This is a genomic window from Xanthomarina sp. F1114, assembly GCF_026410255.1.
In the GTDB taxonomy this organism is placed as follows: domain Bacteria; phylum Bacteroidota; class Bacteroidia; order Flavobacteriales; family Flavobacteriaceae; genus Xanthomarina.
Map to the genome: position 1 here is coordinate 16990 of NZ_JAPMLL010000016.1, position 26551 is coordinate 43540.

A 26551-nucleotide genomic window follows, 5' to 3' on the forward strand; every position below is an offset into this window, starting at 1 on the left:
TATGGAAAAAAAGGTCAACATATTTATAGCGCATACAGAATACCACTTTATTCAAAGTTTGAATATTGCTCTTGGTTTATTTAATGAAGATCTGTACGAAAATTATATTCATATAACCAAGCGTGGTAATCGCTTTGAAAATGTAATTGATCCTGCTTTAAAAAATAATATTTTTGTCAAAGTTCATATTGAAAAGGAACCTTCTGTATTAGTTAAAGAAATTTTGGCATTAAAGACTTGTTACAGATTCTTTTTTTTTCAAGAAAACTCTATTTATAATCGATTCTTAGCGTATGGATTGAAAAAGAAACATAATACCATCATCAGCTTAGGACCTGATGGTTATAAACCTTATGGCGTGTTTAATAAAAAACATGAGTTTCTTTCTATGATTAAGGATACTATTACTGATCATAAAAAATTATATAAAGATCGCTTATCTACTACTAAATTATTTAAGTCGGATTATTACAGATATGGGTCAAGTAGTTTTATTGATGAAGTTTGGCTAACAAATGTTGAAATTTTTAATAGTAAAAGAAACAAAACAACCGCCGAATTAAAAGAAATTAATCCATTTACTTTGGAAGTAATTGATTCTCTCAAATCATATTTTAAATTAGAAGATAATCCTTTAGATGGAAAAGAGCATAAAATCTTATACTTAAATCAACCATTTTGGACTGAAAAATTGGTTAGTAGGGAAATGTCTTTTTTGAAGGACTTAATTATTCATTTTAACAAAACTATTTATTTAAAGCTACACCCAGGCACTCCCGAGGAAACAAAAGCACTCTATAAAAAAATAGATCAATTGATATTGATAGATTCAAAACTTCCAGCTGAAATATATATCTTGGAAGTTAAAAACTCTATAATTTTCAGCGGCTGGTCGACTGCTTTGATTACACATAACCCATCTTGTAATTATTATTTTAATTTGCCTATCTATAAAAATTGTGATGCTAAGGCTGTAGATCAAATGGAGCTTACTATATTGCCTCATATTGATATTGTGGAAACCCCTAAATCAATGAAATTTCCAAGTGAATAATCAAACCAAAGGATTTTCTATTATTTTGTACCTTATATGGCCTATTTCTGCCATATTCATTGGTTTAAGAAATTTTGATTGCAGATTTGGAAGAAATTTGTTGGTAGCTTCTTTTACGTTTTTAGGATATACCGCGGATGATACTGGAGACTTAGAACGATATGCCTCTCAGTATTATGAGGCTTCCAATAATAAATTGGATTATATTTTGGATTTATTCTTAAACCTTCAGATTGGAAAGTTTTTCAATGATTTCTCGGCCATCATTTTTTCGATCTTTGACAATCATCATATTTATTTCGCTTTTTTATTTGGTGTTTTTGGTTACTTTTTAGTTAATGCTATCAATTTATTGCGTATAAATATCTCATCTAAATCTAAACTTCCAGTTTTAGTTGGTTTTATAGCCTTTGCTTCTTTTTATTCAATATTAACCATTTTCAATTATGCCTTCTATATGGGAGGGATATATTTCTTGTACTTTTTATTAAAAATTATTTTTAGTAACCATAATAAGAGAAAATACTATATTCTTATTTGCTTAGCGCCATTATTTCATATTGGATTAATACCTGCTTTACTTGTTCCTTTTTTCTATGCTATCTTTAAACAAAGGACATTATTCTACATTCTATTGCTAGTTGTTTCGACATCGCTATCGCAATCTTTTCTTGTCAATAAAGTTGAAAGTGGTTTGGTTGATTCAGATAATATATTAGATGATAAGTTTAGGTCTTATGGATCTGAAGCTGGTAGGGAACGTTTGGAAGACCGATATGCAGGAGGCTATGAATCAGGAAATTTTAATTATAGAATATCAAGAGATTCTAAAAAATGGGCCAATACTATTGGTATTCCTTTACTATTACTTTTTTTATTTATAAATCGTAAAAAGTTAAAGGAGGATAAAGAATCCTTAGACCTATTTAATGTAAGTATTGCTTGTTTATCTATAACTAGTTTAATGTTGAATATTTCTCAAGGAGAACGGTTTTACAATATTAGTGGTTTTATGGTGATTGCGGCTTATGCTTATTATATTCAAAAAATGAGCTATAATTCTCTTAAATTTCGATCCTTACTGTTCATAAGCGTTCCACTAATAATATTTGCAAACATCTTATCCTTTATCATGGCAAAAAATTTTATAAGTCCAGATTTCTATTTATCGAATTATCCTATAAAATTATTTGAATTATTATGATAACCTATGAGGCTGAAAATATATAATTACCTAATCATTATTTAAACAATGTTAAAAAATATAATCAAAAATCTCTCCAATTTGCCTGGTTGGCGCACCAACAGAAAAATTGTTGTCATAGAATCTGACGATTGGGGAAGCATAAGGATGTCCTCTAAATTAGCTTATAACAAACTTCTTAAAGCAGGAGTTAATATAGAAAAAGGAGCAGGTGCCAGATATAACAAATATGACACCTTAGCTTCTAATAAAGATTTATCTTTTCTATTTGAAACCTTAAATAGTGTTAAGGATAAAAATAATCACAGCGCAAAAATAACGGCTCTGAGTCTTACAGCAAATCCTGATTTTGACAAAATTAAGGAAAGTAATTTTCAGAAGTATTATTATGAATCTTTCTTTAAAACTTTAGAGAGATATAATATGGACTGTACGCAAAAACTTTGGCAGGAAGGTTATAACTCTAATATTTTTGTGCCTGAATTTCATGGTCGTGAACACTTAAATGTATGTGCTTGGCTGCGAGCTCTACAAGCAGAAGATAAGGAAGCATTATTAGCCTTTGACCAAGGCATTTGGGGTTATAATAGAAAAGAAGGTATAGGGTTTCAGGCTGCGTTTGATTTAGAGTTATTTTCTGATCTTGAAGAGCAAAAGCGAATCATCAAAGATGGATTAAGATTTTTTGAAGAATTACATGGTCATAAAGCACGATTTTTCGTTCCACCCAATGGGCCGCTAAATAATCAACTTGAAAAAGTTGCGGCTGATGGAGGCATTCAATATATTTCTTCTCCAAAAATACAGAGTGAACCAATAGGCCAGGGTCAGTCCAAGAAGCATTTTAGATATTTAGGAAAACGAAATGGACATAATCAAAACTATATAACTCGCAACGCGTTCTTCGAACCCTCTGGCTCGAACAGAAATGAAATTCATGGTTGTCTTTCGGAAATAGAGCTTGCCTTTAAATGGAAAAAACCAGCTATCATTAGTTCTCATAGGGTAAATTATATAGGTGGGTTAAGTGAGTCAAATAGAGATGATAGTTTGAAGCTCTTAAATGAATTACTTAAATCAATAGTCAAAAAATGGCCAAACGTTGAGTTTATGACTTCGTCTGAACTTGGGGATATTATAACTAAACGCCAATAACATAATGTTCAGTAATCTTAAAAGCTCTCTCAGCAGAGCATTAACTAATTCCAAAGGATGGCGTACTAATGAACATATAGTAATAATTGAAAGTGATGATTGGGGAGGAATAAGAATGCCTAATCGAACAGTAAGAAATGCTTTCCAGAAAAAGGGATATAACATCAATCACAATCCGTATTGTCAATTTGATACGATAGCAAACTCTGAAGACCTTATAAAATTATTTTCTGTTTTAAGTAAGTATAAAGATAAAGATGGTAACCATCCAATGATTACAGCAAATACCGTAGTTGCTAATCCTGATTTCGATGAGATTAGAGATAGTGATTTTAAGAATTATAGTTATAAACCTTTTACAACTACGCTTAACGAATACTATCCACATCAAAATGTATTCGAATTATGGAAAGATGGCATAGAAAAGAAAGTATTTATACCCCAATTTCACGGTAGAGAACACTTAAATGTGCCATTATGGTTAGAATTATTAAGAGGTAAAGAACAAGTTCTAATTGATGCTTTTGACATGGGCTTTTGGGGAGTACCTAAAGAATTATACGATAAAAATATTATTAATATTCAAGCGGCATATGGTTCAGCAGAAAATGAGTCTATAGATTATTATAAAAATACGATAAGAGAAGGACTTGATCTGTTTGAAAGCATTTTTAACTATAAGTCTACAACATTTATTGCAAATAATTATACGTGGTCTCCCAAGTTGCACACCACTCTAAAAGAGAAGGGAGTAATAGGTTTTCAAGGAATGAAATACCAGAAAATTCCAATTGAGAGCAGCACTGACCTTGATTTATATCCTGCCTATACCGGTAAACGTAATGATTTAGGACAGGTTTACATGGTTAGAAACTGCGTATTTGAACCCTCTCAAATGAACGCATCAGCGAATAATGTAAAAAACTGTTTAAGAGATATGGAGATTGCATTCTTGTTTAAAAAGCCTGCAATAATAGCTAGTCACCGTCTCAATTTTATAGGTGCTATTAACCCAGATAATAGAGATCAAAATCTAATTATGTTAGACAAGCTGTTGACAGAGATTCTTAGAAAATGGCCAGATGTAAAATTTAAAACCTCTAATCAATTAGCGGATAATTTATATGTTAATGGATAATAAGAAAAAAGTTTGCTTTTTAATACCTTCTGTAAAATCGGGTGGAATAGAGACTTATGTACTTCGTTTTCTCAAATATCAAGAAAATGAATTGGGCATTACTGTTCTAGTGAGAAATAACAGTAAGGGAGAGCTATATGAAGCTTATAAAGCTACAGGTGCTAATATACTTTTTAAACCTTTAGGGTATTTCAATATTCGATCAATTATTTGGTATTATCAATTTTTTAAAAAAGAGAATTTTGATACGATTTGCGATTTTAATGCAAATTTTGCTGGTTTGCCCATATGGCTCAGTAAGTTGGTTGGGACAAGGAAAAGAATAGCTTTTTATCGACAAAGTAGTCATCATTTTAAAAAATCGGCATTTAGATTGGCATATACTAATTTTCTTAATAGATTGGTCTACAAATATAGTACTGACATTTTTTCGAATTCACTTTCAGGTCTTAAATTTTTCTTTCCGTACGAATACTCTAATAATGCTAAATTTAAAGTCATAAAAAACGGTGTTGATCTTAGAGATTTCTCTAATATTAATGTAAAAAATAAGAACGAACTAAGAGAAATTTTAAACTTGCCAAAGGATAAATTTATAATTGGACATACGGGACGATTTGCTCATGCAAAAAATCATTATTTCTTATTAGATGTTGCTTCTAAATTAATTACTGAGGATAGTGATTTATATTTTGTATTAATTGGAAATGATACAGATAAATTGTTGCCTTATATAGTTAAGTTAGGAATTGAAGATAATGTCAGGATTTTGGGTTACAAGAATAATATTCCGGAATATCTTTATTCTTTTGATATGTTTTTTTTTCCATCACTTACCGAAGGTCAGCCAAATGCTTTAATAGAAGCCATGGTAACAGGACTACCAATAGTTACGTCTAATATCCCACCTATTATTGAATGTTTGCCACCCGATAGGCTCGATTGTCTGATTGATTTAAATGATGCAGTTTCTACGACTTCCAAAATAATTTATGTGAAAGAAAATAAACAAAATTTTATATACGATAACTGGGCTATTCGAAATTTTGATGGTAGGGTGCAGTTAAAAATTTTCAAAGAAAACCTATAACGCTATTTCATGAAGAAAACTTTATTTATTCACGACGGTCCAAGATGGCGAGATAAAAAAGGTAATCAGTACGGTACAGCTGCAGATATTGATATGTTTGCTAGATATAAATATCTTGGAGATAAAGTTGAATTTGTAATGCGTGTTGTTCCCATTACTGATCAACTTACATTAATTAATTTAAATGATTATGGACTTCATATAAATTCAATAATACCTTTTAATCGACCTGGATTATTGAAGAATTATTTTAAAAGTAAAACGGAAATTATCAATCAAGTAGATTCCGCAGATATTATTGTTGTTAGGTTACCTAGTACAATAGGCTCTGTTGCCTTAAAATATGCCAAAAAAATTAATAAACCATATATTGTAGAAGTAGTAGCATGCCCATGGGACGCTTTGTCACATCATAGTTTCTTGGGTCGACTTTATGCACCTTTTTCCAAAAACAAATTAAAACGATTAGTGTCAGATGCTCCTTATGTTATATATGTCACAAAATATTTTTTGCAAAATAGGTACCCTACAAAATATCATTCTACGAATATATCTAATGTCGTTTTAAGAAACATTCCAACTAAAAACTTAAAAGAAATTAGTTATCGCGTTTTTGATTTTAATAAAAAAATAGAACTCACGACACTGGGAGTAGTTAATCTTGATTACAAGGGGCACAAATATGTATTAAAGGGAATGGCAACTTTGATAAGTGAAGGGTATGACGTTAATTATAATATTATAGGAGGTGGTGATAAAAGAAACTTACTAGATTTGGTAAAAAAATTGGGACTCACTAAGATGGTTAATTTTACAGGTAAGCTTCCGCACGACGAAGTTTTTAGAGTCTTGGATTCTACTGATTTATATATTCAACCTAGTGAGACTGAAGGCTTGCCTAGGGCGTTAATTGAGGCTATGAGTAGGGGTTGTGCTTGTATTAGTTCAGATGCTGGTGGAATGCCAGAGTTGTTAGATGAGCGTGTTATTTTTGAATCAAAGAATGTGAATGACTTAGTTCTGAAAATTAAATATCTCCTTGATAAAAGTAATCTTATGGAGCAGAGTAAGCTTAACTTCGAAAAAGCTAAGGATTATAGATTTGAAGTTTTAGAAAAAAAGAGACATGATTTTTACAATAAATTTTTAGCATCCATTAATGAAAAATAGAATACTTGTAGTCCCTGGTAATACGGACTTAAACAGAGGAGACCAAGCGTTAGTTTGGGAATCTATTAGATTATTTGAAGATATCTATCCAAATCCCGAAGTCTATCTTTATGAGTCAGGAGCTACCCAAGAGGAAAAAAACTTACAAAAAGCCCAAACCCAATCAAGGGGTTATAATTTTATCACACGTATACTTCTTCATCCTAGAGTAAAAGCCCAAAGTCGAACTCATGCGTCAAAAGAAGTGAACTACTCCAAATTAACTTATATCAAATGGGGGTTTGTAGCGATATTTGATTTGTTTAATACTCTTTTACTTACTTCTCGAGTTGGATTTTTGAATAAATTGGGTCGAGCTTCCTTGAATGAAGAACAAAAGAAATCGTTGGATATTATTCCAACCTTGGATGCATTGGTCGTTAAAGGTGGAGGGTTTTTACATAGTTATGGTAAATTACAGGATCCTTATGTTATGTATTTTTTTCTTTTCGACTTGATGTTAGCGCATCGCTATAATGTAAAAACGGTGGTACTACCTAATTCCATTGGGCCTTTAAAGAATGGATTGGCAAAATACCTTGTCAAGAGAGTGTTGAAACGGTCTGCATTTGTTTCCGTTAGGGAAGAAGTCTCCTTTAATTTTGTGAAAGAACAATTAGGGATTCAGGCATTTAAGTATCCGGATTTGGGCTTTTTTCTAAAATCTTCTTCTTTTGATGCAATTCTTTATCTCCTTGGAAAGGGAATTAATACGACAGATAAAAACATCTTGTTGACTCTTAGGCCTTATCGATTTGATGGTTTTAAAAATCCAGATAAACTTTACCACGACTATTTAACGGAAATAAGTCAATTGGTTAAAGAACAAGTTCAAAGAGGTTATAAGTTTACTTTTATGGCACATACTCTTGGTCCCAGTAATCATGAGAATGACACCCTAGCGCTTAAGGAAGTGCTTTCAATAATTGATCAAGATATAAGAGAAAATATTACTTATATTGAGGATTTCTCTCTAAATGCCCAAGATATCCAGAAAATATATGCGAATTATGATATTTTAATTGGTACCAGATTTCATTCAGTCATTTTCGCACTTAATGAAAAGATTCCTTGTGTGGCTATAGCTTATGGAGGGAATAAAAGCTATGGGATCATGCAGGATATGGATTTAGCAAACTTTGTAATTGGGATAGAAAAAGTGAATTCTAATAATATGTCCGAAATGATTTTAGCAATAGAATCAGAGAGAACACAGTACATTGATAAGATAACTAAGTATCATTCATTTTTAGAAAATGAAAGGATGTCCATGTTAACGAATCTTAAAATTGCTTTAAATGAATAATAAAATTCTTTTTGTAGCTACAATTCATAAACATTTTAGAGCGTTCCATATTCCTTATATCGAATATTTAAAATCAAAAGGTCATGAGGTCCATGTCGCAGCAAATGATGGTGTAACCCGTGTTGAAGAGGCAGACAAACAATTTGATATTCCTATTAACAGAAATCCATTTTCTTTAGATAATGTCAAAGCAATTAAAGAGTTGCGCACTATTATTGATCGAGAAAACTATAGCCTTATTCATTGTCATACCGCGATGGGGTCTGTAGTAGCTAGATTGGCAGCAAAAGGATTCAGAAAGAAAGGTTTAAAGGTGCTTTATACAGCCCACGGTTTTCATTTTTATAAAGGCTCTTCATTAAAAAACTGGCTCTTATTTTACCCAGTGGAAAAATATTTGTCTACATATACGGATGGCATTATTACCATTAATCAGGAGGATTATAACCTGATGGATAAGAAAAAATTTAGAAATGAGCATTCCTTTTTAACTTCTGGTGTTGGAATTAATACGGGAAGATTAGATAATATTAATGAAACGATCAGTGAACTTAGATCTAAAAATAATTATAAAAGCACGGACTTCTTATTACTTTATATTGCAGAGTTCATAGAAAGAAAGAATCATGAATTTGTTGTAAATCATGCTATAGAATTAAAAGAGGCAATGCCAAATATTAAAATATTATTCGCAGGGAGAGGAAAAAACCTTGAAGTATTCAAACAACTGGTTAAGGATAAGAATATTTCTGATACTGTTCATGTATTGGGATTTAGAACAGATATGGGAGAACTGATAAAAATGATTGATGTCGGCATTTCAGTTAGTGGTCAAGAAGGTTTGCCTATGAATGTTGCAGAACAGCTCTATATGGGTAAACCTGTAGTAGCGACCAAGATTCGCGGACATATCGATTTAATAGAACATGAGGTAAATGGTCTTCTTTTCGAGTATGGCGATTTTGTGGGTTTTAAGGATTGCCTTCTTAAATTGTATAGTGATAAGAATTTATATGATAAGATGAGTGAATCAGCTAGGATTAAATCTCAAGATTATATATTAGACAATTGTATTATACAAATGTCTGAAATATATAAAAAATTATTACCTAACTGATCTTAAATATTACTTCAAAATACACTTCTACATTGTTAAATGAAATTTTAAAATGCACCATTTAAAAAATAATCATGAAAAAAGTTATTTTAATCGGAACGGGTGGACATGCTGCTGAGGTAAGAGAATATATCAGCTACCACAATCGTAATAAACCAGATGAACCTATGGAGATTTTAGGTTTCTTGGATGAAAATGATAGGTTACATAAAAAATACAAATACCCTGAACCCTACTTAGGGACTGCTGAAAATCATAAGGTAAGTGTAGAGGTAGAGTATATGTTCTGCTTCGGAAATATGAGCTACAAAGAAAAATTAGTAGCTCAGTTTAGAGAAGATGGCGCAACATTTCTAACATTTATTCACCCTACTGCCCTTATCGCTGAATCTTGTAAGATTGGAACAGGCGTACTTATTTCCCACAATGCCTCCGTGGGGCCAATGGCAGTTGTTGGAGACTTTAATATTCTTAATTCACGCTGTACTATAGGTCATGATACCATCATGGGTGAATATAACTTTATTTCACCGCAAGTCTCGTTGTCCGGTAATACATCGCTGGGCAATCATAATATGTTTGGCGTCAATAGTGCTACAATTCCAGGGGTGAGTGTGGGGAATAATAATACCATAGGAGCCGGTTCTATAATTACTAGAGATGTGGCTGATGATTGTGTAATAGTAGGAGTTCCAGGAAAACTGCATAAGAAAAAGTAGCCACATCCATCGCATTGAGGATGAAAAATAACACTCTAATACTTAAACAAAGATGTCGTGAATACTATAGCCTTTAAACCACGTTTTTATAAAGATTTATTAGAACGTCATAATACCATACTTGATTATTGATAAATCTCTCTTTAATTACTGGTTTTTGAAGTACTTTTGCATCGCTGAATACGTCGTTTGAAGTTGCTGAAGCACATAAATTATAGCGCTCATTATAAACATGTACGATATAGACCAGTGTAACTTAAATAGAGGCAGTATCAATTAAAATATAAATAGCTTAAAATATGAAAGAACAGTTAATAACCATCGTAAAAGAAGCCTTGGATCTAGAAGGTGAAACAGTGACCATGAACGATAGCTTTGATAGGTTTGACACTTGGGACTCGTTGGGTAAGTTGTCATTAATTGCACTAATAGATGAGCATTTTGACTTGCAACTTTCGGACGATGAGTTCAATTCGTTCGAGACTATAGAGGACTTATATAATGCTTTGGAAGCAAAAAAATCTTAAAAAATGGCTGAGTTAAAGTTTAGTGGAATACATATCACTGGGATGGCAGGTGCTGTACCTGCTCAAACCATTAAAAACAGAGCGTACACTGAGCATTTTGATAAAGAGGCTGTTAATGATATTGTTGACAAAACCGGAGTAGAAGAACGGCGTTTTGCAACTGAAAGCACAACAGCTTCTGATTTATGCTATGCAGCGGCCGAGAAGCTCATTGCGGATATGGAAATTGACAAGTCAGAGATTGATGTGTTGCTTTTTGTATCTCAAACGCCCGATTATAGGATGCCTGCCACTTCAATCATTTTACAAAACCGATTAGGCTTATCCAAATCAACAGCGGCTTTTGACATTAGTCTTGGATGTTCCGGGTTTGTTTATGGATTGTCTGTAGCCTATGGATATGCACAACAACCAGGGATTCGTAAAGTATTATTACTAGATGGGGAAACACGCTCTAAAGTGTACCATCCAAAAGACCGGAAAACAGGTTTTATTTTTGGAGATGCTGGTGTTGCAGCCATTATAGAAAAAGACACTAATATTGGAGACTCATTTTTTTCATTAAACTCGGATGGATCCTTGCAGAATCTAATAAAAATTGATGCTGGTGGTTATAGAAATAGAAGCACCTCAGAAAGTCTTAAGGAAAAAGTGGTTGATGAGCATGGTAATATTAGAACCGATGAGCATGGTTATATGAATGGTGCCGATGTGTTTAATTTTGTATTGCGGGAGATTCCTAGAAATATTAAACAAACCTTAAAGTTTGCGGATGCCAAATTGGACGATTTTGATTATTATATCTTTCATCAGGCGAATAAGTTTATGAATGATTATCTTATAAAAAAATTAAAACTGGACGTGGATAAGGTACCTACGACTATTGCTAAATACGGTAATACCTCCTCAGTATCTATCCCAATTACTATGGTAGATCAATTGAAAGATAAAACGGCAGGCGATAAAAATTTATTATTATGTGGGTTTGGCGTAGGCATGTCTTGGGCTACTGCATGTATTCCTACACAGGATTTGAAAATTTCTGAAATTGTTGAGGTGTCATGAACCCATTCACACTAAAAGGTAAAACCGTTTTAATTACAGGGGCATCTTCTGGTATTGGCGAAGCTACGGCTATAGCCTGCGATCAATTAGGTGCTAGGTTACTAATATTAGGGCGCAATGAGGAACGCTTATTAGGTACCTTAAAAAAACTGTCCGCCAACGACCACCGGACCTTGACAATAGATTTAACAGATTTTGAATCCTTAGAAAAGGAAATTCCTGTCTTTTTAAAGGAGGTCAACAGTATTGAAGGCATTGTACATGCTGCTGGAATAACGTCCACCTATCCATTTAAATTATTTAAACCAACGCAACTCGATACTATTTTAAAAGTAAATGTTCAAACCGCATTTTATTTAACCAAACTGGTATTGACCAAATTAAATAAACAAGGGGCAAGCATCATTTTTATAAGTTCGATTATGGCAAGCGTGGGCGAAAAAGCTAAAACAATGTATGCCATGAGTAAAGGCGCTGTTAGTGCTGGAGCAAAATCATTAGCTATAGAATACGCTTCAAGGAATGTTAGAGTAAATAGTATTGCTCCTGGCATTGTAAACACCCCAATGACAGCAAACGCCACGTATAAGAAAAATGAGACGCTACACGCTGAAACATTGGCACAATACCCACTAGGTTTTGGTAATCCTGAAGATATCGCCTACAGTTGTGTGTATTTATTGTCAGACGCATCAAAATGGGTTACAGGAACCGAAATTGTTATTGATGGTGGTTATTCTGCAAAATAATATAAATCAAACCCTATGGAAAATATAATAATTGTTGGTTGTGGCTCTCATGCTGCAGAGCTCACTGACTATATCGATTATATAAATAAGCATTCCCCAACACCAAAATTTAATGTTAAAGGGCTAATTGATAATACGAAGTCTCATTATGATCATTATGCTTACCAATATGAGTTTTTAGGAACTATTGACGATCATATTGTAAATCCAAATATGAGTTATATCATGGGGATAGGGAACTTAGAGATTAGAACTAAAGTATTTCAAGAGTATAAAGTAAAAGGAGCTAAGTTTATTGGGGTTATCCACCCTACGGCGTTAATTTCAAAATCAGCCATTATTGGTGAAGGTACAGTCATATCGCATAATGTTTCTATAGGTCCCAAAGCCGAAATTGGCGCATGTAATGTTATTAACTCACGATGCACTATTGGCCACGATTCAAAAATAGGAGATAATAACTTCTTAAGTCCGCAAGTGGTTTTGGGAGGGTTCTCCAAGATTGGAGATAATAATTTACTCGGCACCAACGCTTGTTTAATTCCTGAAATTGAAGTGGGGAATAATAATAAAATTATGGCAGGGATGGCAGTGACAAATAATGTTAAGGATGACGAGACCGTGTTTTTTAGATTTAAAGAAAAGTTGGTAGTTCGGAAGGAATTTATTGAAAAACGATCTCAGGATTGATTGAGAAACAAACTTATTATTATACAGTTTTTTTTAATAACGCACTAGCTCTAAATGAAAACTAATTTCTCGTCTTCACTATATAGTTTAATAAAACGGGTTTTCGACATGTCGGTGGCAGCTATAGGAATACTCCTTATCTCACCTCTTTTTATAATCATTATGGTTGTTCTTAAATTTACTGGCGAAGGTGAAATCTTCTATCTGCAAGAGCGTATGGGCTTAAATAATAAACCTTTCTTTATTTACAAATTTGCGACCATGCTAAAAGATAGCGCCAATATGGGGCACAAAGCATTGACAGTCAGAAATGATCCGAGAATTACCAAAGTCGGTAAGCTCTTGCGTATCACAAAAATCAATGAACTGCCACAAATAATAAATGTCATCAAAGGGGATATGGCATTAGTGGGGCCCAGACCAAATTTACCTAGGAACTTTCAAAAATATGCACCCGAGGTGCAAGCGGTTATTTTTAAAAATAGACCCGGTATTACAGGCATTGGATCTTTAGTGTTTAGGGATGAAGAGTTATTAGTGACCACCTACAAAGAGCTCGGTAAAAATCCTTCAGATTATTACAAAAACTATATTTACCCCTACAAAGGTGAACTCGAAAAGTGGTACTACCACAATTGCTCTATATCCGTAGATCTTAAAATACTATTCTTAACATTTTGGTCTTTAGTAAATAAGGATTCTCAACGAGTATTTAAAAGTTTAAAAGACCTGCCAGCTAAACCAGAAACTTTAACGGTAGCAGGTATAGCTAAACTGTAAGTTTCTAGAGAAAGCAGAACTATTTTAAAATTCAGAAAACGTATTAAATAAAATAAAGTTATGATTCCTTTATCAATTCCAAAACTAAATGGTAACGAATGGAAGTATGTCCAAGACTGTTTAAACACGGGCTGGATTTCTTCGGCCGGAAGTTATGTCAACCAATTTGAAGAGATGGTTGCTAAATACGCAGGTGCTAAATATGGCGTGGCTTGTATGAATGGTACGGCTGGACTTCATATGGCACAAATTTTATTGGGTGTAACGGAAAACGATCATGTTATTGCGCCAAATATTACCTTTATTGCTACCTTAAATGCCATAAAATATACGGGTGCACAACCCATCCTCATAGATGTGGACCCTACTAATTGGCAAATGGATTTAGACCTTTTAGAGCATTATTTGAGCAACCAAACCGAAATACGATCTACAGAGGCTGGTAATTTCAGTTTTGATACCTCTACCAACAAACGGGTACGCGCCATCATGCCCGTTCACGTTCTAGGAAATATAGGTGATATGAATCGGATGTTGGCCATTGCTAAAACCTACCATCTCGATATTATTGAAGATAGTACGGAAGCCTTAGGCAGTACATTTAACGGGAAGCATGCCGGAACCTTTGGAAAAATAGGCGTTTTTAGTTTTAATGGGAATAAAATTATCTCTACGGGTGGGGGTGGAGTAATTGTGACCGATGATGAAGAACTTGCCAAAAAAGCACGACACTTAACCACACAGGCCAAAGTGAGTGCGATGGATTATATTCATGATGAAATTGGTTTTAATTACCGTTTGGTGAATGTACTTGCAGCGATTGGCGTGGCACAAATGGAACAGTTCCCCGGTATTTTAAAAGCTAAAAAAGCCATGGACGCCTATTATCGGGAGCATTTAAATGAGGTAGGCGATATTCAATTCCAAGCCATTCCAGAAGGAGCAAACCCCAATGGTTGGTTATTCACCTTTAGTACCTCGCGGATGCGTGAGCTGTTAGCCTATTTAAATGACAACGGGGTACAATCCCGTCCATTTTGGATGCCAATGAATCAGTTAGAAATGTTTAAAAATGATATCTATATTACAAAAAAAGATGTTTCCGCTTCAGTTTATCAAAACAGTATCAGTATCCCAAGTTCTGCAGGTATAACACCAGAGCAAATGGAAACGGTAGTGAAGACAATTAAAAAATTTTACACTTTAGTACGTTAAAATAGATTCTTATAGCTAGTTGATTTTTTTTTTGCACCCCTCTAGGGTCTAAGGTCTAGGGTTAGGCTCAATATTCTTTTCCCCCTTTAGGGGTTAGGGGTCCAGCCAAAGAGTCAAGCCCAATACTCCTCACCCCTTTAGGGGTCGGGGGTCTAGCCAAAGTAGGGGTCTAGCCATAGAGTCAAGCCAAACCAGGGGTCCAGCCATAGAGTCATGCCGAATACTCTTTCCCCCTTTAGGGGCAAGGGGTCAGGCCAAAGTAGGGGTCCAGCCAAAGAGTCAAGCCCAATACTCCTTCCCCCTTTAGGGGCTAGGGGTCAAGCCAAATCAGGGGTCCAGCCAAAGTAGGGGTCAAGCCATAGAGTCAAGCCAAAGCGTCAAACCAAAGCACGGTCCAAGCCAACCTAAACTTAATTCTGTAGTGGATAAAAAAAATCCTTATCATGATAAAAGTATGTATAAAGGAGCTCCAAATAGGGCATTCCTTAAAGCGAGGCTTTTACGTAATAAAATGACTTCCGAAGAAAATATGTTATGGAGTTATTTACAAAATAAAAAATTTGAAGGCTATAAATTCAGACGCCAACATCCCATTCATCTTTTTATTGTCGATTTTTATTGCCATGAATTAGGATTGATTATTGAAGTTGATGGACCCTATCACGAAACTCAAGTACAGCAGGATAAAGATGAAAAACGAACAGAATTATTGGAGTTTCAAGGTTTAACAGTCATACGTTTTACCAACGAAGAGGTGGCAACTGAAATAAATATTGTACTAACTAAAATAAAAGAAGCCATAAACAAAATCAATAGTTCCTGATGGAAACTAATTTGCCCACCAGCCCCTCCCAAAGAAAAGCTATTCAAGATAGCCAAATTTTCAACCTCCCCTTTAGGGGCCGGGGGTCTAGCAAAAGTAGGGGTCAAGCCATAGAGTCAAGCCAAACCAAGAGTCAAGCCAGCCCCTCCTAAAGAAAGGCTATTCAAGACAGCAAAATTTTCAACCTCCCCTTTAGGGGTCGGGGGGGCTAGCAAAAGGAGTCAAGCCCAACCCCCCCCAACCATAAAAATTAACAAAACACGAAAAATATAAAACAAAAAACACATATAAATGAATATCATAGACATACCAAATTTCATAAATAAATACATCACCAAACGAGAAACCAGTCTCTTTAAAAATGATATTGAAACCCACAAAAACACCTTAACTGAAAAAATAGAAGGCAAATCTGTTTTGGTAATCGGGGGAGCAGGAACCATTGGGTCCTCATACATTAAAGCGGTTTTAAAGTTTAAACCAGGGAAACTTTTCGTTGTTGATACCAACGAAAATGGATTGACAGAATTAACCCGCACCTTGCGATCCGATGCCCACACTTATGTTCCAGACGATTATAAAACCTACCCGATGAGTTTTGGAGACCCGGTTTTTGAAAAAATGTTCCTGGCAGAAGGGCCGTTTCATATTGTGGCTAATTTTGCCGCCCACAAACACGTAAGAAGCGAAAAGGATAAGTATTCCATTGAGGCAATGATTGATAATAATGTGTTTAAGGCAAAAAAGTTTTTAGATGTATTAATGGACCACAAACCCGAGCATTTCTTTTGCGTTTCAACAGATAAAGCCGCCAATCCGGTGAATGTGATGGGGGCGAGCAAAAAGCTCATGGAAGAGGTGATCATGGCTTATAGCAAGGACTTGCAAATTACAACAGCTCGTTTTGCCAATGTGGCATTCTCCAATGGCTCCTTATTGGCAGGATATATTGAGCGCTTGTTTCAAAATCAACCCATCTCTTGTCCTTCGGATGTGAAGCGATTTTTTGTATCGCCTGAAGAAAGTGGCCAAATTTGTATGCTGGCCTGCATGCTCGGAAACTCTGGCGAGATCTTTTTTCCAAAATTGGCCGAAGAACAAATGGCATTCTTTAAAGATATCACCATAGACTTTTTTAAGGCCTCACAACGACCAATTCTGGAATGTCAATCGGATGATGAGGCAAAGCAGAAAGCATTAACTACTAAAGAAAGTGATCCGTATCCGGTTTACTTTTTCGATACCGATACTTCCGGTGAAAAGCTCTACGAAGAATTTTTTACGACTTCCGATGTGGTTGATCAAGACACCTATTCAAGTCTCGGGGTAATAAAAAATGCCAGAAAACTATCCTTGGCAGAAATCAATAAAACCATTTCAGATTTACAAAATCTTATGGCTTCAGGAACTTACGATAAATCGACCATCGTAGATTTATTAAAACAACAGCTTCCGGATTTTGAGCATATTGAGACAGGAAAGAGCTTAGACCAAAAAATGTAGAAGACGATATAGAGATTCGAAAAATGATTAAAAAATGAGCAAGTCCCTAGTTTAATAAAAATTGAATTAAATGTATAAAGTATTTAAAAGAATCTGTGATATTATGATTTCTGGAATAGCCCTATTAATTTTGGCTCCTTTATTAATCCCAATTATGATTGGGCTTAAGTTGACAGGGGAAGGTTATATCTGGTATAAACAAGAGCGTGTGGGCTATAAGAATAAACCCTTTTTAATTTGGAAGTTTGCCACCATGCTTAAAGATAGTCCGAATATGGGGGGTGGAATTATCACGACAAATAAAGACCCTAGAATTACCCCAATGGGAGGGTTTTTAAGAAAGAGTAAGATTAACGAACTGCCTCAGTTAATTAATATCTTCAAAGGAGATATGAGTGTTGTAGGACCACGTCCTTTAATGCGTATTAGTTTTGAATCCTATCCCAAGAATGTTCAAGAAGTTGTCTATAATGTAAAACCAGGATTAACAGGGATAGGATCTATCATTTTTAGGGACGAAGAAGAACTGATTACCACTGTTAAAAATAGAGGAGAAGACACTTGGGCCTTTTATACCAACCAAATCTACCCCTTTAAAGGTGAAGTCGAAAAATGGTACCAAGCTAATGAATCGTTTATCGTTGATGTGAAAATAATCATCATTACAGCTTGGGTGATTTTAAACCCTGCCAGCGAAATTGTGTACAGCTGGTTTAAAGAATTACCAAGAAGACCGTTTTAGAAATAGAGATCTAGAATTGAAATTAAATAAAAAGGACTATAGGTACTTTAGCCGGATGTAAAATATATGTCTTGTCTAGTGGTATCGACCTTTTTGGATGTTATATGGGTTTTTACAAGCGGTATATTTGTGATTTAAATATACGGTCCTTTTGGTACTTAACTGGAATATCTATTGTTTTTAAGAGAACATAACTAAGTCTTGAAAGGACGATGATGAATATAGGACCGAACTCCTAAATAAATTAAAATGACTAAAAAAATTAGAAAAATAACTCTTATTGCCGGCGCTAGACCAAACTTCATGAAAATAGCGCCCATCATCCATGCCATTCATGATGCACAAAGTAAAGGTTCTGATATCGCATATCGTTTAGTCCATACCGGACAGCACTACGACAAAATAATGTCAGGAAGCTTTTTTGAGCAATTGGAAATCCCAGAACCTCATGTAAATTTAGAAGCGGGAGGAGGAACCCAAGCTGAGCAAACCGCAAATATTATGCTGCGCTTTGAAAAGGAATTGCTGGCAAATCCCTGTGATTTGGTTTTGGTAGTAGGCGATGTCAACTCGACCATGGCCTGTAGTATTACGGCTAAGAAAATGAATATTAGAGTGGCCCATGTAGAAGCAGGAATTCGTTCGGGCGATATATCAATGCCGGAGGAAATAAATAGAATGCTTACAGATGCCATTACCGATCTGTTCTTTACGACCTCAGAATTAGCTAACGATAATTTACGTCAGTCTGGCATTCCAGACCATCGTATTCATTTTGTGGGGAATGTCATGATCGATACCCTTTTAAAACAGCGCCCTAATTTTAAGGCCCCAGCAGTTTGGAAGGATTTAAACCTCTCTAAAAAGAATTATATGGTTTTAACCTTGCATAGACCAGCAAATGTGGACCAAATGTCTCAACTAAAAGAGATGCTAGATCAAATTGTTGAAAGCACAGAAAACCTACCTTTAGTTTTTCCCGTACATCCTAGAACAGCTAAAATGTTAGAGGGCTTAATCTGCGATCCAAGGCTTCACATGATTGAACCTCTTAGCTATTTAGAGTTTAATTATTTAGTTGAAAGAGCTAAAGCGGTTATTACAGACTCTGGAGGAATTACCGAAGAAGCTTCTATTATGAATGTGCCCTGTTTAACCTTACGCGACAATACCGAGCGTCCAGAAACCATCACCTTAGGCACCAATATATTGGTTGGTACCAATCCTGAAAATATAAAACCTTATTTAGATAAGTTATTTGCAGGCCATTGGAAAACAGGTCAGGACATTCCGTTATGGGATGGAAAAACAGCACCTCGAATAATTGATGCTATTTTAAAATCATCCTAACTTTTTAATTTTGAGGATAACATAAAATGAATCTTAGGTCTTTTCTGAATGATTAGTCCAAAAAAAGATAGATATTTGCGTTTAATTTATACAAACTTACCAAAATGTTAAAATCGCTAATAGATGCATTTAATCCTGCAGACCATCCGGTTATATGGTTGATTTCTGCATTTGTTATGGCTTTTATTATTGCCTACAGTACGTTTCCCACTATTTTATATGTGGCCAAAGAAAAGCATTTAATGGACGAACCGGGTAGTAGAAGCATGCACTCTAGAAGAACCCCGACCTTGGGAGGGATTGGTATTTTTTTTAGTTTAATTGTGGTAATGACTATAGTGGGAGCTTTTTTAAATACCAAAGTGCTGCTTTTGGTAATGGGAGGCTTGACCATTTTGTTTTTTATAGGCTTAAAAGATGACCTGACCGTTTTGTCTCCAGGAAAAAAACTCTTTGGGCAACTGTTAGCAACAACCTTCTTGATAGTTTTTACGGATACGCGTATTATTGGTTTTTCAGGGATTTTAGATGTTTATGAGCTGCCTTACTGGATATCAGTTGTATTTACACTTTTTGTATATATATTAATTATTAATGCATATAACCTCATAGACGGGGTGGACGGCTTGGCAGGTACTCTGGCTTTGAGCGTAAGTGCTATTTTCCTTATGATTTTTGTAAGTTCAAACGATTTAAGCCTGGCAACTATTGCTATTGCACTTTGTGGAGCTCTCTTGGCTTTTCTGCGTTTAAATTTCTCCAAAAACAATAAAATATTTATGGGAGATACAGGTTCTATGATTGTAGGATTTCTATTAGCCTTCTTTACCATAAGCTTTATAAATCTGGCTCAGATAGATGACACTTCAGAGTACTACAGAGCATCTCCAGCTTTGGCATTTGCTTTATTGTTTTATCCGCTAATTGATACCTTAAGAATATTCTTTATAAGAATTGTAATTCATAAAACCAGCCCCTTTAAACCTGATAATAACCATCTGCACCACAGGTTCATAAAAGTAGGCTACAGTCATTTAATGACAACCATCTTAATCTGTAGTATTAATTTTGTAATTGTCTGTATAGCATTCAATTTAACTCATTTAAATTTGAATGCACAAATTATAGCTTTATTATTTTATGGGAGCCTTTTGTACATTTCACCTTTTATTATTATGAACAAAAACATAAGGAAAATAGATGTTTAAGGCTGATAAGTTCATGCTTTAAAATATTATAAATGCTTTTGTAGTTGAATCAATAGCACCTATATTTGTGCCTAATTAAGGAATTAAAGTTATATGAAGATTAAGTTAATTTGGATTGTGATGCTATTATCACTAAATGCCTGTGTCTCGAAGAAAAAAATATTTTATCTTCAAGATGTCGATTCCTATAATAACGCGAGTCTCACCTATGGGGAAACTAAGATACAACCTAACGATATCTTAAAAATTACCGTGGGCGCTTTGGTTCCGGAAACGGCCATTCCATTTAATAAACTAAATCCTTTAGATCTAAATCAGAACACATTGGAGTTAATGAAACTGAATGGGTATCTGGTGTCTAAAGAAAAGACCATTGTGTTTCCATCTTTAGGGAAGGTCTCAGTAGAAAATATGTCCACCGCAGAATTGGAGCGTTATTTAGAACAACAACTTACAGATGGAGGCTATTTAAAAGACCCTACAGTAACGATTCGTATTTTAAATGCCAAAGTCACCATTTTAGGAGAGGTAAATGCCCCGGGAACCTATGAGTTTACGGAAGAAAGCATTTCACTTTTACAGGCCTTAGGCTATGCGGGCGACTTAACTATCAGAGGAAAGCGAGACGATGTGTTAATTATGAGAGAAGTGGATGGCATTAGAAAAGTAACTCATTTAGATTTAACCACGGCAGACTGGTTAGATAGCCCGTTTTCTTATATAAAACCTAACGATGTGATTGTTGTAAATCAAAACCCACCTAAAGTAACTTCTGCTGGATATATTGGAGATATAGGGACCATTTTAGGTTTATCCTCCTTAATTTTAAGTATAGTAATTCTGGTAACAAAATAAGCATGAAGCAAGAACACCTCAATAACGAGCTCCTTCAACCCGATGAAGAGCCTATTGATATCAAACAGGAAATTAGACGTTATCTCAGGTACTGGCCATGGTTTTTACTGTCAGTATTCATTACTATGTCTGTAGCTTATATATATCTAAGATATGCTCCGAGAATTTATCAGACAAGCACAAAAATTAAAGTTTTAGATGAATCGGACGGTCTGGAACTTCCAACCTCAGCGTTCATCTTTAAACGCTCCAACATCAATTTGGAGAATGAAATGGAAATCCTAACCTCCTATCGAATTGTTGAACAGGTTGTACGAGAGCTAAAGTTAAATACGAGGTTTCAAGAGGAAGGTCAGATTCTAAACGCTCAATTAGTTGAATTACCGTTTCAATTTGACCAGCACATACAAGTAGATAGTATTACTTCTAGTGATCAATATGAAATTTTTGTAAATCAGGCGGATTTCGAAATTAGAAATATTAAAACCGAGGAAGAGTATGTATTTAAAGGTCATGATTCTTATACTAAGATACATAACCTGCCTTTCGATATAAAACTAAATAATTCATCAGATGTAGCCATTCTAAAAGGAAGAAAGTTTATTGTAAACTTAGTGCCATTGAAAGCGGCTACTTTACAATTGAAATCTAGAGTAAAGACGGAGCCTATTGGAAAAGTGAGCGATTTACTCGAACTAGTTATAAACTCAGAAAGTACAGTATGGTCTGAACGTGTCTTAAATACCTTGGTGAGTGTATTTAATGAAGATGGGATTAACGACCGTCAAAAAGTATCTAAAAACACCATTGATTTTATTGATAAACGTTTTGTGTTTTTAGCCGAAGAATTGGACTCTATTGAAATCAATAAAAAAGAGTTTAAACAAGACAACAACTTGGTGTTTTTACCAAATGATGCAGAGCTGGGTTTAGAAAAAAGAACCCGCTCCGAAGAAGAACTCTTTAAAATAGAAAACCAGGTGGCTCTGGCAGAACTGGTAAAAGAATCTTTAAATGCAGACAAAGACGACTTTGGCCTTATTCCTGCCAATGTAGGTATTGAGAATGGAGGGGTAAACGAACTGATTAACCAATACAACACCACCGTTTTAGAATATCAAAAATACGAATCCAGTGGTGGGGTTAATAATCCAATGGTTCAGCAGCTTATAGGTACTCTATCCGGTTTAAAACGTAACATCAATAGATCCCTGGAGACGTATAGCCAACAATTAGAACTGTCCCGAAAACAATTAGATGCTCGTAATTCAGTGTTTCGTGGAGAAGTAAGTCGAATTCCTGAAAAAGAAAAACTCCTGAGAGCTATAGATAGACAACAGAAAATTAAAGAAAGTCTGTATCTATTACTCTTACAAAAAAGAGAAGAAGCAGCTATTAATTTAGCTATTACAGAACCTTCTATAAAGGTGGTAGAGTATGCCTTATCTGGAGCCTACCCAATTTCACCAAAACCCAAAATTGTATATCCAGCTGCACTTTTAGGGGGCTTGCTTATACCTTTCGGACTTTTCTACCTGTTCTTTTTGCTAGATACCAAAGTGCACGATAAAAAAGACATAGAAAAAGTAGCGAAGAATATATCTATTATAGGTCAAATCCCTGAAGTGAAAGGGAAAGATAATCTTATTTTCGAAAACCCTAACGATCGTTCGGTATTGGCAGAATCTTTTAGAATTCTAAGTGCCAATGTGAAATACGTTTTACCTATAAAAGAGGATAAGCAAAAAGGACATGTCATCTTTTGTACTTCTACCATAAAAGGGGAAGGAAAAACCTATGTAAGTGTTAATTTGTCCTTAGCGCTCTCTAGCTTAAATAAAAAAGTCTTATTAATTGGAGCCGATTTAAGAAATCCGCAAATACATAGATATTCCAATAGAGATAAAAACTCAAAGGGCTTGTCAAATTACTTGCATGACACAAGTCTAGATTGGAAAGATATACTAATCACAGGCTTTAAAAACCACAGCACCCACGATGTTCTTTTATCGGGAGCTATTCCTCCAAACCCAGCACACTTGCTTACAAATGGAAGATTCGATACCTTAATTGAAGAGGCTAGAGAATATTATGATTATATTGTAGTAGATACCTCTCCAACCATTCTGGTAACCGATACCATGCTAATTTCTCATTTATCTGATATTAATGTGTATATCGTTAAAGCTAATTATACAGAAAAAAGTTTATTAGAATTCTCTAAAGATCTAAGTGAATCAGGAAAACTAAAAAACATGGCTTATGTAGTAAATAGTGTAGGAGTAAGTAAACATAGAGGTTATGGTTATAATTATGGCTACGGCTATGGCTATAACGAGGACCGTTAATATGAAAGCATAAGAGACCTAAAATTAAACTTATAATTCATAAGATTTATATAATTCCTTTTGTTTAATATATAGGATGTCTGCATTTTAAAGAGACTTCGTCGTATAGAATAAGGTGTCTTTTTTTTTCTTTATATAATGTCATTCTTAACACAGTTCATTCTAAGTCTTGTCATTCTGAAGGAGGCACGACTGAAGAATCTCAATACTTAACTTTGTTAACTGCAATTAAGAGACTCCTCCATTCATCGGAATGACAATCGTCATAATAAGCCAAATCCCCATAAGGAGATGTCGCTCTAAACACAGCCTTGTCATTCTGAAGGAGGCACGACTGAAGAATCTCAATACTTAACTTTGTTAACTGCAATTAAGAGACTCCTCCATTCATCGGAGTGACAATCGTCATAATAAGCCAAATCCCCATAAGGACATGTCATTCTAAACACAGCCTTGTCATTCTGAAGGAGGCACGACTGAAGAATCTCAAAGCTTAACTTTGTTAACTGAAATTAAGAGACTCCTCCATTCATCGGAATGACAATCGTCATAATAAGCCAAATCCCCATAAGAACATGTCATTCTAAACACGGCCTTGTCATTCTGAAGGAGGTACGACTGAAGAACCTCAATGCTTAACTTTGTTAACTGAAATTAAGAGATTTCTCCATTCATCGGAATGAAAATCGTCATGATAAGCCAAATCCCCATAAGGACATGTCATTCTAAACACGGCCCTGTCATTCTGAAGGAGGCACGACTGAAGAACCTCAATGCTTAACTTTGTTAACTGAAATTAGGAGATTCCTCCATTCATCGGAGTGACAATCATCATAATAAGCCAAAACCCCATAAGGACATGTCATTCTAAACACGGCCTTGTCATTCTGAGCCCAGCCTTGTCATTCTGAGCACAGCGAAGAATCTCCCCCCTCAAAACCCCAAACCTAATAGTTGCCTCTTCCGAAACAACCAACAACACTTGCCCGACCACGTTATTCAGGCGGGCCTGCCCAACTAAGTTCTTCAGGCGGGGATAACCGACAACAGACAACAGACAACAGATAACCAACAACAGACAACAGATAACCGATAACAGATAACCGATAACCAACAACAGACAACAGACAACAGACAACAGATAACCGATAACCACCAACAGAAACACCCCCATAAAACACAAGTCTTCCACTTTCTTTTCTTATTTTGCAGTCTCGTAAGTAGACATCTAAAAATACTAACAAACAACATGTATAAGTAATGAAAAAACCTAAATTTAGAATCAGTAATATGGTGTTTGTCGTCTTTATTGCGCTTTTAATTTTCCCACAGACTAGAACCCCAATTCAAGTATTTTTAAACAAAGGTTTAGCCTTGTTTGGTCCTTCTGTAGTAAAAACGGAAAATAGAGTCCAGTTATCAGACTATAACTGGGTCTTAACAAACAATGCTGGCGAAAGCTATAATTTTAATGAGGCTAAAGGCAAAGTGGTGCTTATAAACTTTTGGGCGACTTGGTGCCCTCCTTGTATTGCAGAAATGCCAAGTTTAGAGAAACTGTACACCACGTATAAAGAAGATGTGGTATTTCTCTTTGTATCCAACGAATCGCAACAAACCACTTCCAGTTTTTTAAATAAACACAACTATACTTTTAAATCCCATACCCCAAAAACGGCACCTCCAAAAGCCTTTGAAGTGGGAGCTATTCCACAAACCTATTTAATAGATAAAAACGGCAATCTGGTTATCGACAAAACAGGGGCAGCTAATTGGAATAGTAAAGCCATTCAAGAGGAAATAGCAGCCTTGATAAAAGAGGAATATAAGGGGACTTCCCTAGAACGCTAAGACTAAAACCCAGCTCAAATCTAAATGAATGTTCCACGGCCTACTTTCCATTTTCGTCGTAAAACAAAGTCAAATTCGAAGCGTGGGATGAAGGAGGATGGCCTAGCGCAGCGATTGCCATCCGCATGATAGGAATTTGACGTAGTTTTCAAGAAAATTGAAATCAGCCTAGATTTTCCTGCCCGACCATGTCCTTCAGGCGGGCCTGCCTGACAAACAGGCGGGTTTGGTTCGTTTTTTTTATCAATGAAATCGCAGATTCACGAACACCAACCATAAAATAGAAACGATGTGAGTAAAAAAAATGAACATATATAATAGTGAAATCCAAATAACCCACACAGCAACTCTCTCAATTGTATATACAATAAAAAACTATAAACCCGAAACCGAAGGTATTTCAGACGAGCAGATCATTAAAAGCCTGTTCTAATACCTTCCATTTTTATATGTTTCCCTCCAAAAATCAGCTCCTCCCTTCAGATGAAGGGAGGTGGCTAGCCTGACGTAAGGAAGGCTAGACGGAGGGTTTGAATTGTCAAGCGACCAAGCAAAAAAAAACACCCCATTAGCATTAATAGAATGAAAAGGCCTTCTGTCATGCTGAGCGTAGGCGAAGCATCTCCACACTTCATTAGAATTAATAGAATTAAGGTCTATTGTCATGCTAAGCATAGTCAAAGCATTTCCTAAATCGGCTCCTCCCTTCAGATGAAGGGAGGTGGCTCATCCGACTTCAGGAGGATGAGACGGAGGGTTTGAAGTCACGAAAACTCTCTCCCGGAGAACTATCGGGACAATATAGGGAGGTGGCTAGTCTGACATAAGGAAGGCTAGACGGAGGGTTTGAATT

The 26551-nt window shown here is 35.2% G+C and carries 23 protein-coding genes; all 23 read left to right on the forward strand.

The window, feature by feature from the left end:
• Window position 1 precedes the first annotated feature (1 nt).
• Entirely contained in the window at window positions 2–1054 is a 1053-nt protein-coding gene (locus tag OS188_RS12945; protein ID WP_267149274.1) for a polysialyltransferase family glycosyltransferase, read from the forward strand.
• On the forward strand, window positions 1047–2258 hold the full coding sequence (locus OS188_RS12950; RefSeq protein WP_267149275.1) for an EpsG family protein: 1212 nt from the start codon (window positions 1047–1049) through the stop codon (window positions 2256–2258). Before OS188_RS12945 ends, OS188_RS12950 begins: the two co-directional genes overlap by 8 nt.
• 48 nt (window positions 2259–2306) lie before the next feature.
• A complete protein-coding gene (locus OS188_RS12955) occupies window positions 2307–3413 on the forward strand; it encodes a polysaccharide deacetylase family protein (RefSeq protein ID WP_267149276.1) in 1107 nt (368 codons plus the stop codon).
• Between the two features lie 115 nt (window positions 3414–3528).
• Window positions 3529–4551 (forward strand): hypothetical protein, encoded by a 1023-nt coding sequence (locus tag OS188_RS12960; protein ID WP_267149277.1) that lies wholly within the window; start codon window positions 3529–3531, stop codon window positions 4549–4551.
• Window positions 4544–5641, forward strand: a complete 1098-nt coding sequence (locus OS188_RS12965; protein ID WP_267149278.1) for a glycosyltransferase — start codon at window positions 4544–4546, stop codon at window positions 5639–5641. The genes OS188_RS12960 and OS188_RS12965 overlap by 8 nt, the downstream gene beginning before the upstream one ends.
• 9 nt (window positions 5642–5650) lie before the next feature.
• The gene (locus OS188_RS12970; protein WP_267149279.1) at window positions 5651–6811 is read left to right on the forward strand and encodes a glycosyltransferase; all 1161 of its coding nucleotides are present in this window, start codon (window positions 5651–5653) and stop codon (window positions 6809–6811) included.
• A complete protein-coding gene (locus OS188_RS12975) occupies window positions 6801–8156 on the forward strand; it encodes a polysaccharide pyruvyl transferase family protein (RefSeq protein ID WP_267149280.1) in 1356 nt (451 codons plus the stop codon). The genes OS188_RS12970 and OS188_RS12975 overlap by 11 nt, the downstream gene beginning before the upstream one ends.
• Window positions 8149–9273 carry a glycosyltransferase family 4 protein gene (locus tag OS188_RS12980; RefSeq protein WP_267149281.1) on the forward strand — a complete coding sequence of 375 codons (1125 nt, stop codon included), beginning with the start codon at window positions 8149–8151 and terminating at the stop codon, window positions 9271–9273. Before OS188_RS12975 ends, OS188_RS12980 begins: the two co-directional genes overlap by 8 nt.
• 74 nt (window positions 9274–9347) lie before the next feature.
• Window positions 9348–9992 (forward strand): acetyltransferase, encoded by a 645-nt coding sequence (locus OS188_RS12985; RefSeq protein WP_267149282.1) that lies wholly within the window; start codon window positions 9348–9350, stop codon window positions 9990–9992.
• 299 nt (window positions 9993–10291) lie between these two features.
• Entirely contained in the window at window positions 10292–10519 is a 228-nt protein-coding gene (locus tag OS188_RS12990) for an acyl carrier protein (RefSeq protein WP_267149283.1), read from the forward strand.
• 3 nt (window positions 10520–10522) lie between these two features.
• Window positions 10523–11584, forward strand: a complete 1062-nt coding sequence (locus tag OS188_RS12995; RefSeq protein ID WP_267149284.1) for a 3-oxoacyl-ACP synthase III family protein — start codon at window positions 10523–10525, stop codon at window positions 11582–11584.
• On the forward strand, window positions 11581–12333 hold the full coding sequence (locus tag OS188_RS13000) for an SDR family NAD(P)-dependent oxidoreductase (RefSeq protein WP_267149285.1): 753 nt from the start codon (window positions 11581–11583) through the stop codon (window positions 12331–12333). Before OS188_RS12995 ends, OS188_RS13000 begins: the two co-directional genes overlap by 4 nt.
• 15 nt (window positions 12334–12348) lie before the next feature.
• Window positions 12349–13023 (forward strand): acetyltransferase, encoded by a 675-nt coding sequence (locus OS188_RS13005; RefSeq protein ID WP_267149286.1) that lies wholly within the window; start codon window positions 12349–12351, stop codon window positions 13021–13023.
• Window positions 13024–13077: 54 nt separating this feature from the next.
• Window positions 13078–13803, forward strand: a complete 726-nt coding sequence (locus tag OS188_RS13010) for a sugar transferase (RefSeq protein WP_267149287.1) — start codon at window positions 13078–13080, stop codon at window positions 13801–13803.
• Window positions 13804–13863: 60 nt separating this feature from the next.
• On the forward strand, window positions 13864–15018 hold the full coding sequence (locus tag OS188_RS13015; protein WP_267149288.1) for a LegC family aminotransferase: 1155 nt from the start codon (window positions 13864–13866) through the stop codon (window positions 15016–15018).
• A 421-nt stretch (window positions 15019–15439) separates the two neighbouring features.
• A complete protein-coding gene (locus OS188_RS13020; RefSeq protein WP_267149289.1) occupies window positions 15440–15841 on the forward strand; it encodes an endonuclease domain-containing protein in 402 nt (133 codons plus the stop codon).
• A 291-nt stretch (window positions 15842–16132) separates the two neighbouring features.
• On the forward strand, window positions 16133–17344 hold the full coding sequence (locus OS188_RS13025; RefSeq protein WP_267149290.1) for a polysaccharide biosynthesis protein: 1212 nt from the start codon (window positions 16133–16135) through the stop codon (window positions 17342–17344).
• Between the two features lie 70 nt (window positions 17345–17414).
• Window positions 17415–18086: a sugar transferase gene (locus OS188_RS13030; protein WP_267149291.1), complete on the forward strand. Its 672-nt coding sequence runs from the start codon at window positions 17415–17417 to the stop codon at window positions 18084–18086.
• A 249-nt stretch (window positions 18087–18335) separates the two neighbouring features.
• On the forward strand, window positions 18336–19436 hold the full coding sequence (gene wecB / locus OS188_RS13035; protein WP_267149292.1) for a non-hydrolyzing UDP-N-acetylglucosamine 2-epimerase: 1101 nt from the start codon (window positions 18336–18338) through the stop codon (window positions 19434–19436).
• Between the two features lie 104 nt (window positions 19437–19540).
• Window positions 19541–20644, forward strand: a complete 1104-nt coding sequence (locus tag OS188_RS13040; protein WP_267149293.1) for an MraY family glycosyltransferase — start codon at window positions 19541–19543, stop codon at window positions 20642–20644.
• 93 nt (window positions 20645–20737) lie between these two features.
• Window positions 20738–21499 (forward strand): polysaccharide biosynthesis/export family protein, encoded by a 762-nt coding sequence (locus tag OS188_RS13045; RefSeq protein WP_267149294.1) that lies wholly within the window; start codon window positions 20738–20740, stop codon window positions 21497–21499.
• Window positions 21500–21501: 2 nt separating this feature from the next.
• A complete protein-coding gene (locus OS188_RS13050) occupies window positions 21502–23847 on the forward strand; it encodes a GumC family protein (protein WP_267149295.1) in 2346 nt (781 codons plus the stop codon).
• Between the two features lie 1260 nt (window positions 23848–25107).
• Entirely contained in the window at window positions 25108–25698 is a 591-nt protein-coding gene (locus OS188_RS13055) for a TlpA family protein disulfide reductase (protein ID WP_267149296.1), read from the forward strand.
• Window positions 25699–26551: the final 853 nt, after the last annotated feature.